The following is a 14,983-nucleotide window of genomic DNA, read 5'->3' on the forward strand; positions in this document are numbered from 1 at the left end:
TAAAAAAAACACCGCCCAAACCCCAAACTCAAGCGGTGTTTTCAATACAAATCGTGGATTAAATATAATCGGCTTCGTGCAATAACGGGGTTTCTGTTGAAACCACTGCCGTAATAGGCACAATACCTTCAAAATCCTGCAAAATATCAGGGCTTTGCATATAGGCTTTTTCTGCTTGAACAGGATCGTTATCGCCATAATCGACGATCGCCACGACCTGCGGTTTGCCTTGCACACGAAACACACTCAGTGGTTTAATGCCAAATTTTGGCAAAGAATCCAAATGATTTTTCCATACTTTTTCAAAATACAGATCGGCACTTTGTTCGCTGTCTAGGGTGTAAATGCGTAATTGATACATAAAAAAACTTTCCTTCTTAAGTTGACTCGTTATTGAGTGCGTGTATTTTAGTGCTTTACCCTATCAAGAGAAACGGTTAAAATCCATTCATTTATATTATTATTCATACAAATTTTATTTTTTATCCCAATAAGTAGATAGTTTTAGGTAAAATTGTTATGCCGTCTGAAAAACAAGATTTGCGAGTAATCAAAACCCATAATGCGATACGCACAGCTTTTATTGCGTTACTACAAGAAAATGCCTACGAAAATATCAGTGTGCAAGATATTTTGGATAAGGCATTGGTCAATCGCAATACGTTTTATAAGTATTATTCAGGTAAAAGTGCTTTGGCTGGAGCGATGATTGAAGATTTTCGGCATCGTTATGAAATGTTGATGAACGAACGCTTTTCAACAAATGTGAGTTTAAACAAGTTATTAGAGATTTCCGCTCAGTTATTTGATTATCGCAATGAATTATTGGCATTATGGGCAATCAAAACCAAAAGACATCATTTATACGACGATATGTTCTTTATTTTAAAAGAAAAATTTATTCGCTATGCCCAATCTAAATACCCATCCACCCAACCGCAAGATTGGGATTATCAAGGCGAATTATTTGCCACAATGATGGCGATGTCATCTCGTTATTATTTTTCTCGCAATCAACCTGTGCCAATCAAAGAAATGTTAAAACATTGGCAACAAGTGATTGATTTATCCACCATATAACAAAAACACCGCCCAAATCCCAAACTCAAGCGGTGTTTCATTTCTATTTCTATTTCGCTCTATCGCCAATAAACCGAACAATATCATCTACCACAATATCGCCTTTTGGCTCAAGCATCAGCATATGTCCTAAGCCGTTGTAAAGACGCAGGTTTTTGTCTTTGGAATTAACTTCGTTATAAAAATCAATGGCATCTTTTGGCACGACATACAGATCCGCATCGCCGCTGACCAGTAACACTGGGGCGGTGAATTGGTTATCGTGGTCTTTTAAGTATTGAATGCCTTCTTTAAAGCTGTTTGGGAACGATACAGAAAATTTCTCCAGCATTAACGGATCGTTCGGCAACGACAAGCCAGCTCCTGTTTCAGGCAGTGGTAAATTTAAGGTTTTGTGAGCCACTTCAAAGCCGTTTACAAAGCTGTCTTTCGGCTCAGGGCGTGGCAAATGGCCGAAATTCATCTGATTGTAACGCAACACGCCTGCCGCCAGAATAAAGCCGCTCGCCTCATCAGGGTATTTGGTGCCGTACAATGCCGCAATGTGTCCGCCCATACTATGCCCCAGCACGAATACTGGCGTGCCTGGGTTTTTGGCTTTGGCTTTTTGCACCACTTGGCGTAAATCTTCCACCATTTCAAAATAACTTTTGATGTGAATACTGTCTCGTCCGTCCGATTTGCCGTGTCCGCGATGGTCAAAACGATAAACCGCAATGCCGTTGGCGTTCATCGTTTTGGCAAAATCGGCAAACACGCCCGAATGGCTCGCCAAACCGTGTGAAATCACCAAAACCGCTTTGAGCTTGCTGTCAGGATAATCTTTGTTTAATTGCAAGTTCAAACCGTCTTGGGTTTTGATGGTGTGCGTGCTATGCGTATCCGCCCACGCCATTGGGGTTATCAGGGCAAGACTTGCCGCAAGTAAACTGATTTTAAGGAATTGTTTCATCGTATCACCTTGTAAAATTAAGTTGCTATGGCGATATTATAACTTTTCAAATTTTGATGAGAAGATGGTAAAATAATAACCAAATTTGCAAAAGTGAGAAGATAAAATGGACTTAAACAACTTACGATTATTCGTCGCCGTTTGCCAAGCCCAAAGTTTTTCTAAAGCTGCCGAACAGCTTGAAATGCCAGTAGCGACAGTGAGCCGCCGTATTGCCGAGTTTGAAAAATCACTGCGTACCCAGCTGTTTGACCGCTACAAAACTGGCGTAAAACCCACCGCATTGGGTTTGCAGCTGTATGAAAAAGTCTATTTGAGTTTGGATAATTTAACCCAAGCCACGCAGGATTTTGTCGGCGACCAGCAGGCGTTGAGCGGTTATCTGCGAGTTTCCACGGTGTCCGCCTGCGAGCCGATTTGGGCGGCGATTGTTGCTTTTCAGACGGCTTATCCGCAAGTCAAAGTGCATTGTCAGGCAACGGATCGGGTGTTGGATTTGATTGAAGACGGCATTGATGTGGCATTTCGAATGGGTGATTTACGCACCGAAAATGTCATCGCTCGCAAAATAATGGAATTAAAATCGGTGTTGCTCGCCCACCCTGATTTTCTCGCCAAACACGGCACGCCGCAAACGCCTGAAGATCTCGCCGCACTTCCCTTTGCTTGCTGGGCAAGAGCCGGGCAAAAAACTGCCACGCTAGAACTGGGCAATCAAGCGGTCAAAATCGAGCCGATTTTTACTTCTAACGATGTGTACGCCATCGCCCACCAAGCCAAAACCGCCCACGCCATCTGTCAGCTGCCTGACTATATGGCAAGCGAACTTGTCGAAAAATTCGGTTTGATGGAACTGTTAAACGATTATCCTGCAACGACTTATCCTGTCCACGCCATTTATCCTGCCCACCGCCACCCGTCGGCGGTGGTGAAGACTTTTTTGGGATTTTGTGAAGGGTATTTGAAAGGGGAATAGAAGTAAAAAACTCTCAAAAAATCGACCGCTCTTTTTGTGCAAGCGGTCTTATTTTTCAAATTTTCTGCAAAATGCCGTCTGAAAAACACTTTCCAGACGGCATTTTAATTAAAAAAGCCGTAACCTTAATTAGACTTTTCCAAAGCCGCAACCCAATATTTTCCGATGTCCAAAAAAAATGCTGAATTATGCTTGCATCTTATTCACCCAAGCTACTTTTCTGCTTTTGCCCAGCATGGCAAAAAAATTTGCAATTTTCGAGCGTTTATCTGCTTGATATAAAAGCCATCTAAGCAATTTAAACGCACCGTTTGCAATGTGATTTAATAGGGCTTATGCTTTTTGTTTTCTTATTGCCAAACCATCTTTCATAGACAATGCCATTAGGCTCAAATTTGCCAATCCAGCCACAAGCTCCACGCCTTGCACTGCATAAAACAGATGGTCAAATTGTGCCAAATTCGCCTTATGACACAAATAAAACGCACAGGGCAATAAAACAAATAGTCCGTTTAAAACTATCAATGGCATTCGTTTTTTCTTAGCCACAATGTTTTGATGCCTAGATTTTCCACCCATTTTAAAGCCTGTTGCCCCCGTGATTGCCATTGCCGTCATCAGCAAAAACACACCGTAAGCAATGGCATTTTTAACCCAAATTACCGCAGGCAATGGCAAAAATAGCTCGCTTATCAGAGTGCTTGCCCAAAAGACGGCAATACATAAAAAAGCGGTACGGCTAGCGGCTAAATGCAGTTGGCGTAAATGTGCGCGTGTCATAGTGTTTCCTTATTTAATCAAATTGGTTAAAATAGATAGCAAGCTAAGCTATTGAACTAAAATTAGTATAGCATGCTATGTATATAAATAGCAAGCTATGTTTTTTATTTTTTGATTAAATGGCTTTCTAACCAGTTCATAAACCAAGAGATTTTCATGAAACGATTACATTCGGCAGGCTATTTGATGAACCATATCGCTCGCCAATTTGCCATTTTGCTAAATGATGGATTGAAACCGTTGGGCATCAGCCCTGCCCAATTTCCGATTTTGCTGACCTTGTGGGAGCAAGATGGATTAAGCCAGCAAGAGCTGGTTGAAATTGCTGATTTAAAACAAGCAACCATTGCCAATACGCTGTCCAGAATGGAACGAGATGGCTTGATTGTGCGACAAGACAACCCAAATGATGCTCGCAGCCGTTTGATTTTTTTGAGCGATACCGCCAAAGCCTTGCAAACTCAAGCGACCCAAATCGCCCAAGCTATCAACCATGAAGCACTGTCGGTATTATCTCCCAAAGAGCAAACGGCGTTTTTGGCAATGATGGGTAAAGTTGTGGTACAGCAGAAAAAGATGATTGATAAAAACTAGAAAAACACGAATAAGTTAGATGACTTGGTGGCTTGAGTTAGGTTTTAAAAGCTGCAACTCAATATTGCAAGCATCTAAATAAATATTGTGCTATGTGCATACTTTGCACAGTCAAACTATTAAAACAAAAAAATTGACCGCTCTTTTTTGTAAAAAGAATATCCAAAAACTCAAAAAAATATAGCAATTATTTTTATCATAAGATAATATATATCATTGATTTTGATGAATAATCACTCAACTAGCAATGAGGAGTTAACTGATGGATTACCAAATTGATATTTATAAAACAGATGAGTTAAATCATCATCGTTTTGCATTGGGTAGTGTGTCTAAAAAAACATTATTTGTTTTTGGTATAAACCCAAGCACGGCGGATGATAAACAGCCAGACCCAACTATTAAAAAAGTTATGGGTTTTGCCGAACAAAATGGATATGACAGTTTCGTTATGTTTAATTTGTATCCGCAAAGAGCAACCAATCCTAACGATCTTTCTGATGAGAGTGATAAAGACATCGTGTCAAAAAATATTGCAATTGTTGAAGAAATTATTACATCGCAAAAACAAGCTGATATTCTATTGGCGTGGGGCGGTTTATTTTACGCCAGAAAGTATTTACAAGAATGTATGCAGCAAATCTACGAGACATTGTCAGCAAGTCAGACACAAATCAAATGGTTAAGAATTGGTGATATGTTAAAATGCGGACAACCTAGACATCCTTTATACGCTGGCTATGGGTTGCAATTGCAAGAAATGAATATGGCAGATTATGTGCGATAGATGAACAGCTCTTAAAAATTTGGCTATTACGCCACAATCTACTTATTCTTACAAATGATCAAAATTTGCTAAACTTTCTGCAGAAATGCCGTCTGAAAACCCCTTTCCAGACGGCATCTATTTTCCAAAACAATAAAACCGTTAAACGATTAAACCATCACGCCATCAAATCGCTTCGGTTCGTAGCAGCAGCCAGTCTTTGGCTTCGCCGTCTACCAGCGGCAGCAGCTCTTCACGGACTTTGGCGTGGTAGGCGTTGAGCCATGCGGTTTCTTCTGCGGTCATCAACGCTTTGTCAATCGGACGAGTGTCGATTGGGCAAAGGGTTAGGGTTTCAAAGTATAGGAATTTGCCGAAATCGGTCTCTTGTGGGTTTTCGACCGCTCGGTTGGCGACCAAGTTTTCGATGCGGATACCCCATTTGCCGCTGCGGTACAGCCCCGGCTCATTGGAAGTAATCATGCCGATTTTCATGGCGTGGTTTGGGTTTGGCTTGGCTTGGTAAGCGATGACCTGTGGGCCTTCGTGGACATTCATAAAGTAGCCCACGCCGTGGCCTGTGCCGTGGCCGTATTCGCATTGTGCCTGCCATAAGGGTTTGCGGCAGATGGCATCAAGAACTGGCGAGCTGATGTTTTCTGGGAAAACGGTCTCGGCTAGGGCGATATGGGCTTTTAGCACCAAGGTGTAATCTCGTTTTTGTTCATCGCTGATGTCGCCGACCGGCACGACACGGGTAATGTCGGTCGTACCGCCCAAGTATTGTGCACCTGAGTCGATAAGCAGCAGGCCGTTGCCGCTGATTTGGCTAAAGGCTTCAGGCGTTGCCGAATAGTGCGGCAAAGCACCGTTGGCGTTGTAGCCGGCGATGGTGTTAAAACTGAGCGACACAAAATTTGGGCGACGGCTGCGGTGGGCGTGCAGCATGGTGTCGATGTCCAGCTCGTTCATGGCCGTGCCGTTTGCCAAATTGCGTTCAAATTCGGCAAAAAATCCGCACAATGCCGCACCGTCTTGACGCATGGCTTCACGGACATGTGCCAAATCGGCATCGCTTTTGACGGATTTGAACAGGGTGCTTGGGTTGATGCTTTCGATTAGTTGCACGCCGCTTGGCAGCTGTGCCAAGGTGCTGACGGCGGTTTTGTTGGGATTGATGAGCAGGCCGTCTGAAATCTCGCCCACGGCTTGAGCGATCTTATCATAAGGGGCGACATCGATGGCGGCAGCTTGCAGGGCGGTTTTGGCGTCAGCGTTGAGTTTGCTTTCATCGACAAACAAAGTCGCTGTTTGCTCGCCAATCAATAAATGCGACAAAAACACCGGATTGTACGACACATCATCGCCACGCAGGTTGGTCAGCCAAGCAATGTCGTCCAATGACGAAATCAAATGCCAAGCCGCTTGTTGCTCGGCCATCGCTGCACGCACACGGGCAAGTTTGGAAGTGGCAGTTTCGGACACAAATGCCGCATCATGCACATAAATCTCGCTGCTAGGCAAACTTGGGCGGTCTTGCCAAATGCCGTCTGCCAAATCATGCTCGGTGTTTAGGCGGATATTTTTATCGGCAAAAACCGCTTCAAGCTCACGCTGATCGCTCAAAGCCAGCATATCGGCTGCCACGCCGACGGTGGCATTTTGTGGCAAAACCTGTGCCAGCCAATCGCTAAATGGAGCAACTTTACCCAGTTTTTGCAATTCGATGCCGCTGCCAGCCAACTGTGCCGCTGCCTGCTCCCAATAGCGGCTGTCCACCCACAAGCCGGCTTGGTCGGCAGTGACCACCAGCGTGCCGACCGAACCGGTAAAGCCTGAAAAATACACACGGGCCTGCCAATGCTCAGGCAGATATTCGGACAAATGCGGATCGGCAGACGGCACAATCCAAGCGTCCAAACCCTGTGATTTCATCGCTTCACGCAAAGCGGCGAGTTTTTGAGTTACATTCATAACATGATTCCTTTTGTTGGTTTGTTTGATTTGCGGTTAAGTTGAGATAGGTGTTAAACCCATTTGAATTAAAATTAAATACAGTAAATCGAACAAGTTTTAATGGTAATGCCGTCTGAAAAAGTGCATGGCAATTTTCAGACGGCTTGGCGGTTTGGGATAATGGCTATCAAACCATGTGCCAAATCGCCAAAATTATTGCACTGAAAATTATCACACTAAAATTGCTGCACCGAAATTTACACTAAAATTATCGCACCGAGCCAAGCTGTTTATCCGTTTCATCACCTTGAATTAGGCGAGTGAGTTCATCACACAGCAGGATTTTGCCCTGTTTATCAAAGTTAAACTGGGCAAGCACCTGCACCGCAACTTGCTTACCGTCCGTTTTTTCGGCACGCACAATGTGATTGCTAAACACCGTATCGCCTTCGGCAATCAGCGTGATAAATTCGGTTTGGGCGTGGCGAATATGCTGTTTTTGGGCGCGCAGATGAGCAATCAAGCCGTCCAAATCCAGCGTTTTGCCGTCCACTTTTTGCACATAATCAGCGGCAAACAGCTGGCGGACGGCGGTTTCGTCCACATGGTTGCTGCCGATGATGTCGGTAAAAACTTGTCGGATAATGTCTTTTTTATTCACTGCGTTATCCTGATTGTTTGGGTGATGGCAAGCCGTCTGAAATTGCATATTATAGTTTTCAGACGGCTTGGCGGTATTTTTATTGATACATTTGTTGATATAATTGATATATTGGTATCGATTATATCAATCCGCCCCTTTGAGCAGTTTGTTTAATATCGGTACAAACAGCAGCAAAATCAAGCCATTTGCCACGCCGATGGTGCATAATAATTGGCAAAACTCAATGATGGTCTCGGCTTGGTAATAATTTTTGAACAACACGCCGCCCAAAGTAAAGCCGATGGACAATGCCAAAAAGTTCAACGCCACCATTTGTGCCTTAAAATTCGGCGGTGCAATTTTGGTGGCAAGCGACAGCGAAATTGGCGATAAGCACAATTCACCGATGGTAATGCCCAAAATCACCAAAGCAAAAATCCACAGCGGCATTGCCGTACCTGCCGACACAAACGGCACAAAACCCAAATACGACACGCCGACAAACAGCATGGCGATGGCAAATTTTAGTGGCGTTTTTGGCTGTTTGTCGCCCATTTTTGTCCACATGGTCGCCAAAAGCCCTGAAAATAAAATCACCCACATCGATTGCAGCGAATCTTTCCAAGACACTGGAATGGTAAAGCCTGCGATGGTGCGGTCCATCATCTCATCAAAATACACCGTCGCCACCGTGTACACCTGAAACCACACCGCCCAAAACAGGCAGATGGTCAAAAACAGCGGAATATACGCCATGATATAGCGTTTGTTTTGTGCCGCCACTTTGGCAGAAGTCAAAAGACGCACAAAATACACCACCACCGCCGCAATCACCACATACAGCAGCACTTGCGAGAAGTTTTGCAGGTTCAGCCAGCCGGCCTTAATCACACCAAGCAAAGCCGCCACACCAAGGGCAACCACCGCCAACGCCACTTTGCCTTGGTTTGGCTTGAGCGGATTTGGCACGGTGCTGGCCGGCAATTTGCTGCGGCCGCTCAAATAACGCCACAAGCCAAACGCCATACCGATTGCCGCCACGCCAAAGCCGTAATGAAAGCCGTATTGTTCTTGTAACACGCCAGTCAATAACGGCCCCAAAAAGCCGCCGATATTAATCGCAATATAAAAAATCGAAAACCCAGCATCACGCAAAGGCTTCATATCAGGCGTTTCGTACAAAGAGCCGACCATCGCACTGGCAGTCGCCTTCACGCCGCCGCTGCCCAGTGCCACCAGCACCAAGCCCGCCAGCAGCCCATAAACGCCTGGCAAAAACGCCAACGCCAAATGCCCAAGCATCACCACCATGCCCGAAAACAGCAGCGTCTTTTCAGATCCCCAAACACGGTCGGCAAGCCACGCCCCAAAAATGGTCGATAAATACACGCTGCCGCCATACGCACCGACAATACCGCCCGCCAGCGACTGGTCAATGCCCAAACCGCCTTTATCGACCGTGTAATACAGGTAAATCAGCAAAATCCCCTGCATGCCATAAAACGAAAAGCGTTCCCACAATTCGATATGAAACAGCGTGGATAACGCCAGCGGATGCCCGAAAAAGCGTTTTTCGGAAACGGAATTTGACATGGGTTTCTCCTTTTGGTATTTGAATGAGTGATACCAATGACCAAGCAGGGCGGGCAAATGATAAATAATCTGTTAGTTTTGATAACAAATCGTATCGGTAACTGTGCCTGTATGTTGTATGAATATTTTAATTATACAAAAATATTTTATTAATTTAATAAAAAACTCATGCGGTCAAGGTTGTTGTTTTGGTTGCCAATTGACTGGCTTGGCAACATCGACCGCATCACCCCAAAAAATCATTCACATCAACGCAATCAATCCTTTATGAACAAATAAAACAAAACAAAAAAATGCGGTTTATAAAAATAAACCAAATGACAATTTTAATCATGAAATCAAATCGTCAAATCAAGGTGGGCAAGGCAAATCAGCCATTGCACCGCTTTGTACAAAAATAACACAATGCATATTTGTGGCTTTAGATTACTGGATTTTGATAAAAATTTCAAATCTTTTCTTTGGTTCGTGCAGGTTTTGAGATCGATTTTTTTTAATTTTTTGCCAAAAAAAATTAAAAAAAGCATTGAAATTCTTGATGTATGGTGGATAAGCAGTCCGTCACCTAAACAGATGCGGAGAATTTTTTTTAAAATTCAACACATAAAAAGCAAAAACAAAAGAACTGGTGTAGATTGTCATCTAAAATAAAATCACTTGGTGGGTATTTTCAAATACCATCACCATTGATTTTTAAATTTACTTAACTCACGGCGTTGTTTTTTGTCAGGCTTGGTGTCAGGGCGAGCCAGATTCATCAGCTTTCGTTGCTCTGCCATAAACTCACGCCGAGCTTGACTTTCGGCAGTTTCTTGGTACAGCGTGGCGGCAATGGTTGCACTGCCACGATTATCGGACAGTGCGGTGATGATGATGGTTTTTTCTTCAAGTCGTGTGGCATGACCTTGGCGGACGGTTAGGGTATCGCCAACTTGTAGCTCACGGCTGACCTTGATTTTGCTGCCGTTCATGTGGACTTTGCCAGATTCGATGGCTTCTTTGGCAAGACTTCTGGTGCGAAAAAATCTTGCTGCCCACAGCCATTTATCGGCACGCACTTTGGACAATTCGGTGTTTTGGCTCATAATCGTTCAACCGTGTAAAATTTTTAACAATCAGTCATTTATTTTAAAAACAACTGATAGCCGACATTATCGGTCAGGCTTTCGCATTCGTAGCCGATGTCGGTCAAGGCATCAAGAATCTGGCGGCTGCTGCCTTTACTGGCTTGCAATCCCACCAAAATCCGCCCTTCGGCAGCACCGTGATTACGATAGTGAAACAGCGTGATGTTAAAATCCTGCCCCAGCTTTTCTAAGAAATTTAACAACGCCCCCGGACGCTCTGGGAAAACCACTCGGAATAAAGCTTCATCAGCGATACCAGCATGACCGCCGATGAGATAGCGGATATGGGTTTTGGCAGCTTCATCATCGGTCAAATCATGGGTGGTGTAGTTGCCATCATTGAGCAGATTCATCAGCACCGAGCGTTCTTTTTGACCGTCTTTTAGGCCGATACCGACAAAGATATGGGCTGGTGCATCAGGATTGCTGGTGTCGGCACGGTAGTTGAATTCGGTGATGTTGCGGCCTTGTAGCGTGCGACAAAATTCCAAAAACGCCCCTGTTTGCTCAGGAATGCTCACCGCAAAAACCGCTTCTTTGGATTCGCCAATCTCGGTGCGTTCGGCAATATAACGCAGACGGTCAAAATTCATATTCGCCCCTGAAACGATGGCGACGCAGTTTTTGTTGCTAAGATTATGAATTTTAATGTATTTTTTTAGCCCAGCCAACGCCAATGCTCCAGACGGCTCAACGATGTGGCGGTTTTCTTCAAAGATATCCTTGACCGATGCACAGATTTCATCGTTATTACAAGTGATGACATCATCAATCACTTTGCCTTGTCCGTTGGATTTGGTCAAATTGGCAATATCAAAAGGGATTTGTCCGATTTGGGCGACCGCCACGCCATCGGCAAATAGCGAAACTTGCGGCAGGCGAGTGCGTGCGTTGTCTTGCAGGGCTTTTTGTAGGCAGGCAGCCCCTTCAGATTCGACCGCAATCACTTTGACATGTGGAGCAACTTCACCCAAAAACGCCGCCACACCAGCCACCAAACCACCACCACCGACTGGCACAAAGACATATTCCATCTCACGCCAATCTTGCGACAGCTCCAGTGCTACCGTGCCTTGTCCTGCGATGACCAGCTCATCATCATAAGGAGCAATGTAGGTCATGCCGTCCGTTTCTGCTTTTGCCATGGCAAAGCGGTTGGCTTCGTCAAAGCTATCACCATGCAAATGAACCGTACCGCCAAATGCCTTGACTGCTTGCACTTTGATGTCTGGTGTGGTCTTGGGCATGACGATTAAGTTATTAAGATTTAGGCGATTTGCCGAATATGCCACCCCTTGGGCGTGGTTGCCAGCAGATGCACAGATGATGCCTTTGGCTTTTTGTTCGGCAGATAATTGGCTGATTTTATTGTACGCACCACGCAATTTAAAGCTAAAAACAGGCTGCAAATCTTCTCGTTTTAGGCGAATGTCATTGCCAAATTTGCGTGATAATTTGTCCGCCTTATCAAGCGGCGTGCGAATGGCGACATCATAGACGGTGGCTTGCAAAATGGCTCGGACATGGGTGGTAAGCATGGTGTTTCCTTGTTGTGGTTATTCGACAAAAACGGTTTGGGTGCTTTTGACTTTTTTGATTTGCTTAAAGGTTTTGGTTTTTTCGTCCCAAACAAAGACAAAATGCGTGATATGTTGTTTGGCTTGATTGCCAATCGGCTCGTCTTGGTCGCAGTTTCGACTGATAAATAGTCGGCTGTTTGGATAAAATACCACGCTATCATTATCAAGTGGGTAGCAAGATAAATCATAGGGTGTCACGCCATCATCGGATTCAATTTCACCAATCGGCAAGCCATAGACTTTGCCCGTGCGTTTGTCAATCATCGCACCTGTGACGCAGCCTGCCCCGCAGCCCCATATACTGACCATATAATTACCCGCAAAGTCAATTTGACCATCTTTATGCGTTTCTCTTAATCTGGTGCGGAACATTTTCCAGTCGCCAAGTTGCAAGGCGGACTTTTTGCCTTGATAGATTTTGGCAGGGTAATTTTCAAAACTATAGCCTGCAAGCGTTTTGGCATGAGCTGACAGGCTACTTAAGCCTAAGATGGCTGCAAATAATAAACCAAGAATTTTCATAACATCTACCTTTTGGCAAAATAGGGATATGTTTGGTGGTTGTTTTAAACTGTTTGGATAACTGTTATCATAAAAAATTTGGCTATTGCATCACAATAGCCAAATCATAAAATCACGCATCAAGCTCACGCATCACTTCGTCGCTAAAATTGACATTGGTGTACACTTCTTGGACATCGTCCAAATCTTCAAGCATATCAATCATTTTTAGCACTTTTTGGGCATCTTCGATATTGTCAATGTCTGCCGTGGTGCTTGGCGACATGGTTACTTCCATGCTGTCAGGGGTCAAATTGGCAGCGGTTAGGGCATCGACCACCGCACCAAACTCAGCAGGCGATGTGATGACCAGCAGACTTTCGCCGTCATTTTCGATATCATCAGCACCAGCTTCTAGGGCGATTTCCATCACGCTATCTTCTAGGCTTAGATCGTTAAACACGATTTCGCCACGCTTGGTAAACAGATATGCCACCGAGCCTGAAGTGCCTAAGTTGCCGCCGTTTTTGCTAAAGGCGTGACGCACTTCGCCAACGGTGCGATTGACATTGTCAGTCATGGTCTCAACAATCACCGCAACACCGCCGATGCCGTAGCCTTCGTAGGTGATTTCTTCCATGTTGTCGTTATCGCCGCCACCAGCACCACGCTCAATGGCACGCTTGATGACATCTTTGGTCATGTTGGCAGCGTTGGCTTTTTCTAGGATAGCACGCAGGCGTGGGTTATTGGCAGGGTCTGGATCGCCAGATTTGGCTGCCGAGACGATTTCACGGATAATTTTGGTAAAAATTTTGCCTTTTGCGGCATCTTGTTTGGCTTTGCGATGTTTGATATTCGCCCATTTACTATGACCTGCCATAGACTCTACCTTAATATTAAATAAAAATTCAAAAAATAAAATTAAGCCCTTTATTATACAAGTTTTTGGGTGTTTTGCCAAATTTGCTTTATGGCTTTTGTGGGGTTTTTTGGCGAAAAATCACAAAAGCCGCCAACGCCAGCACAGCAATTGCCATGCCGACATAGCCGATGGCAGGCAGTCCAAAATAAGCAAGGCTTAGGCCGCCAATCATCGCACCACCACCAATGCCGATATTAAAAATCCCAGAAAAAATCGACATGGCGACATCGGTGGCGTGCGGTGCCAGTTTTAGCACACGAATTTGTAATGATAACGCCAACGCCGTAAACGCCACGCCCCAAATGACAATCAGCAGCGTCCAGATGCCAAAAAATTGACTCACAGCAAGTAGCAGCCCCAAGGCGGTAATCAGACCAACAAAGCCTGCAGCGATGAATTTGTCCGCCAATTTTTCATAATAACGACCGAACAAAATACTGGCAATAATACCTGCTATCCCAAAAATCAGCAGGGCGATTGTGGCAAACACTGCCCCAAAATCAGTGATGTGCAGGATAAACGGCTCAATATAACTGTAAGCAGTAAAATGTGCCGTTACCGTCAGCACAATCATTAAATACACGCCAAGTAGCGGCTTGTTTTGTAAAATGCTTGGCAGGCTGGACAGATTACCAGAGTTTTTGGCAGGTAAAGTCGGTAGCAGATAAGCCAGTAGCAGCATGATGATAAGCCCTGTGATGCCAATCACCCCAAAGCTGCTTTGCCAACCCAAGGCCTGACCCAAAAGCCTACCTAGTGGTAAGCCAAGCACCGTGGCCAAGGCACTGCCTGTGGAGAGCAGCCCCAATGCCTTGGTTTGTTTACCAGCAGGGGCAAGACGCACGGCAAGACTTGCGGTAATCGACCAAAATATCGCATGACAAATGGCAATTAACGCACGACTAAACAGCAACATACCAAAGCTGTCGGCAAGATAAGATATGCCATGACTGATGATAAATAAGCCAAAAATCACGAGCAGCAGCTTTTTACGCTCGATATTTGCCGTCAGTAGCATCATCGGCAAGGACAGCACCGCCACAATCCACGCATAAATGGTCATCATCACGCCTGCGGCATCGGCAGTCATGCCAAAACTATGCCCAATGTCGGTCAATAAAGCGATGGGGATAAATTCGGTGGTATTAAAAATAAACGCCGCCAATGCCAAAATAATGACAGGCAGCAGGCTTTTTTGGCTTGATGCTTGGGCGTTGTCGGTGGAATTGTGATGATTTTGCATAATTGATGGTTGTTTTTGTGGCGTATTTTGATTGTATTAAATGATTTAAACTTGAATGATAAAAATCATCAAGCTGGTCTGAATACATTAAAATTAAATTTAATAAACTTAATTATTAATATTAATAAAAATATCAACAAAAAAAGCATCGAAAAACAAAACCCCATCGTTGCCAGATGGGGCGACAAAACGGCGAAAGTCAGCCGCTTATTTTAACATTTCGATAAATTGCCATATTCATAATTGCATTAAACATCATTTAATAAC

15 protein-coding genes are annotated in these 14,983 nt (G+C 44.4%); 4 read left to right on the forward strand and 11 right to left on the reverse strand.

What is annotated here, in order from left to right; translation table 11 throughout:
• Window positions 1–58: 58 nt before the first annotated feature.
• Window positions 59–361: an NIPSNAP family protein gene (locus ACFBZI_RS07045; protein ID WP_375715676.1), complete on the reverse strand. Its 303-nt coding sequence runs from the start codon at window positions 359–361 to the stop codon at window positions 59–61.
• A 158-nt stretch (window positions 362–519) separates the two neighbouring features.
• Between ACFBZI_RS07045 and ACFBZI_RS07050 the strand changes: the two genes are divergently transcribed.
• A complete protein-coding gene (locus tag ACFBZI_RS07050) occupies window positions 520–1,080 on the forward strand; it encodes a TetR/AcrR family transcriptional regulator (RefSeq protein ID WP_375715677.1) in 561 nt (186 codons plus the stop codon).
• 49 nt (window positions 1,081–1,129) lie between these two features.
• On the opposite strand, the gene ACFBZI_RS07055 is transcribed toward ACFBZI_RS07050, so the two are convergent.
• A complete protein-coding gene (locus ACFBZI_RS07055; protein WP_375715678.1) occupies window positions 1,130–2,032 on the reverse strand; it encodes an alpha/beta hydrolase in 903 nt (300 codons plus the stop codon).
• Window positions 2,033–2,138: 106 nt separating this feature from the next.
• On the opposite strand from ACFBZI_RS07055, the gene ACFBZI_RS07060 reads away from it, so the two are divergent.
• The gene (locus ACFBZI_RS07060) at window positions 2,139–3,008 is read left to right on the forward strand and encodes a LysR family transcriptional regulator (protein WP_375715679.1); all 870 of its coding nucleotides are present in this window, start codon (window positions 2,139–2,141) and stop codon (window positions 3,006–3,008) included.
• Between the two features lie 333 nt (window positions 3,009–3,341).
• On the opposite strand, the gene ACFBZI_RS07065 is transcribed toward ACFBZI_RS07060, so the two are convergent.
• On the reverse strand, window positions 3,342–3,788 hold the full coding sequence (locus tag ACFBZI_RS07065) for a hypothetical protein (protein ID WP_375715680.1): 447 nt from the start codon (window positions 3,786–3,788) through the stop codon (window positions 3,342–3,344).
• 156 nt (window positions 3,789–3,944) lie between these two features.
• Here ACFBZI_RS07065 and ACFBZI_RS07070 point away from each other — a divergent pair, with 156 nt between their 5' ends.
• Together ACFBZI_RS07070 and ACFBZI_RS07075 are read left to right on the forward strand one after the other, a co-directional pair.
• Window positions 3,945–4,382, forward strand: coding sequence for a MarR family winged helix-turn-helix transcriptional regulator (locus tag ACFBZI_RS07070; protein WP_375715681.1), 438 nt, complete (start codon window positions 3,945–3,947; stop codon window positions 4,380–4,382).
• 262 nt (window positions 4,383–4,644) lie between these two features.
• Complete coding sequence (locus tag ACFBZI_RS07075; protein ID WP_375715682.1) at window positions 4,645–5,169, forward strand: DUF1643 domain-containing protein; 525 nt, start codon at window positions 4,645–4,647, stop codon at window positions 5,167–5,169.
• Window positions 5,170–5,334: 165 nt separating this feature from the next.
• On the opposite strand, the gene ACFBZI_RS07080 is transcribed toward ACFBZI_RS07075, so the two are convergent.
• From ACFBZI_RS07080 to ACFBZI_RS07115, 8 genes are all read right to left on the reverse strand, one after another.
• Entirely contained in the window at window positions 5,335–7,122 is a 1,788-nt protein-coding gene (locus ACFBZI_RS07080) for an aminopeptidase P family protein (protein ID WP_375715683.1), read from the reverse strand.
• A 250-nt stretch (window positions 7,123–7,372) separates the two neighbouring features.
• Window positions 7,373–7,813 (reverse strand): nuclear transport factor 2 family protein, encoded by a 441-nt coding sequence (locus ACFBZI_RS07085; RefSeq protein WP_375715684.1) that lies wholly within the window; start codon window positions 7,811–7,813, stop codon window positions 7,373–7,375.
• A gap of 78 nt (window positions 7,814–7,891) precedes the next feature.
• Window positions 7,892–9,340, reverse strand: coding sequence for an oligopeptide:H+ symporter (locus ACFBZI_RS07090; protein WP_375715685.1), 1,449 nt, complete (start codon window positions 9,338–9,340; stop codon window positions 7,892–7,894).
• 680 nt (window positions 9,341–10,020) lie between these two features.
• Window positions 10,021–10,425 carry an Hsp15 family ribosome-associated heat shock protein gene (locus ACFBZI_RS07095; protein ID WP_375715686.1) on the reverse strand — a complete coding sequence of 135 codons (405 nt, stop codon included), beginning with the start codon at window positions 10,423–10,425 and terminating at the stop codon, window positions 10,021–10,023.
• 38 nt (window positions 10,426–10,463) lie between these two features.
• Window positions 10,464–12,005 (reverse strand): threonine ammonia-lyase, biosynthetic, encoded by a 1,542-nt coding sequence (ilvA, locus tag ACFBZI_RS07100; RefSeq protein ID WP_375715687.1) that lies wholly within the window; start codon window positions 12,003–12,005, stop codon window positions 10,464–10,466.
• An 18-nt stretch (window positions 12,006–12,023) separates the two neighbouring features.
• Window positions 12,024–12,569: a hypothetical protein gene (locus ACFBZI_RS07105; protein ID WP_375715688.1), complete on the reverse strand. Its 546-nt coding sequence runs from the start codon at window positions 12,567–12,569 to the stop codon at window positions 12,024–12,026.
• A gap of 112 nt (window positions 12,570–12,681) precedes the next feature.
• Window positions 12,682–13,431 (reverse strand): YebC/PmpR family DNA-binding transcriptional regulator, encoded by a 750-nt coding sequence (locus ACFBZI_RS07110; protein ID WP_375715689.1) that lies wholly within the window; start codon window positions 13,429–13,431, stop codon window positions 12,682–12,684.
• An 88-nt stretch (window positions 13,432–13,519) separates the two neighbouring features.
• Entirely contained in the window at window positions 13,520–14,716 is a 1,197-nt protein-coding gene (locus ACFBZI_RS07115) for a sugar transporter (RefSeq protein ID WP_375715690.1), read from the reverse strand.
• Window positions 14,717–14,983 lie beyond the last annotated feature (267 nt).

Origin of the sequence: Moraxella marmotae (assembly GCF_042219885.1) — a bacterium.
GTDB lineage: Bacteria > Pseudomonadota > Gammaproteobacteria > Pseudomonadales > Moraxellaceae > Moraxella > Moraxella marmotae.

Coding starts and splice junctions, on each gene's coding strand:
- ACFBZI_RS07085 (WP_375715684.1), bottom strand. CDS start 7,813: ATGCAATTTCAGACGGCTTGCCATCACCCAAACAATCAGGATAACGCA.
- ACFBZI_RS07080 (WP_375715683.1), bottom strand. CDS start 7,122: ATGAATGTAACTCAAAAACTCGCCGCTTTGCGTGAAGCGATGAAATCA.
- ACFBZI_RS07065 (WP_375715680.1), bottom strand. CDS start 3,788: ATGACACGCGCACATTTACGCCAACTGCATTTAGCCGCTAGCCGTACC.
- ACFBZI_RS07050 (WP_375715677.1), top strand. CDS start 520: ATGCCGTCTGAAAAACAAGATTTGCGAGTAATCAAAACCCATAATGCG.
- ilvA (WP_375715687.1), bottom strand. CDS start 12,005: ATGCTTACCACCCATGTCCGAGCCATTTTGCAAGCCACCGTCTATGAT.
- ACFBZI_RS07095 (WP_375715686.1), bottom strand. CDS start 10,425: ATGAGCCAAAACACCGAATTGTCCAAAGTGCGTGCCGATAAATGGCTG.
- ACFBZI_RS07060 (WP_375715679.1), top strand. CDS start 2,139: ATGGACTTAAACAACTTACGATTATTCGTCGCCGTTTGCCAAGCCCAA.
- ACFBZI_RS07045 (WP_375715676.1), bottom strand. CDS start 361: ATGTATCAATTACGCATTTACACCCTAGACAGCGAACAAAGTGCCGAT.
- ACFBZI_RS07115 (WP_375715690.1), bottom strand. CDS start 14,716: ATGCAAAATCATCACAATTCCACCGACAACGCCCAAGCATCAAGCCAA.
- ACFBZI_RS07110 (WP_375715689.1), bottom strand. CDS start 13,431: ATGGCAGGTCATAGTAAATGGGCGAATATCAAACATCGCAAAGCCAAA.
- ACFBZI_RS07055 (WP_375715678.1), bottom strand. CDS start 2,032: ATGAAACAATTCCTTAAAATCAGTTTACTTGCGGCAAGTCTTGCCCTG.
- ACFBZI_RS07070 (WP_375715681.1), top strand. CDS start 3,945: ATGAAACGATTACATTCGGCAGGCTATTTGATGAACCATATCGCTCGC.
- ACFBZI_RS07105 (WP_375715688.1), bottom strand. CDS start 12,569: ATGAAAATTCTTGGTTTATTATTTGCAGCCATCTTAGGCTTAAGTAGC.
- ACFBZI_RS07075 (WP_375715682.1), top strand. CDS start 4,645: ATGGATTACCAAATTGATATTTATAAAACAGATGAGTTAAATCATCAT.
- ACFBZI_RS07090 (WP_375715685.1), bottom strand. CDS start 9,340: ATGTCAAATTCCGTTTCCGAAAAACGCTTTTTCGGGCATCCGCTGGCG.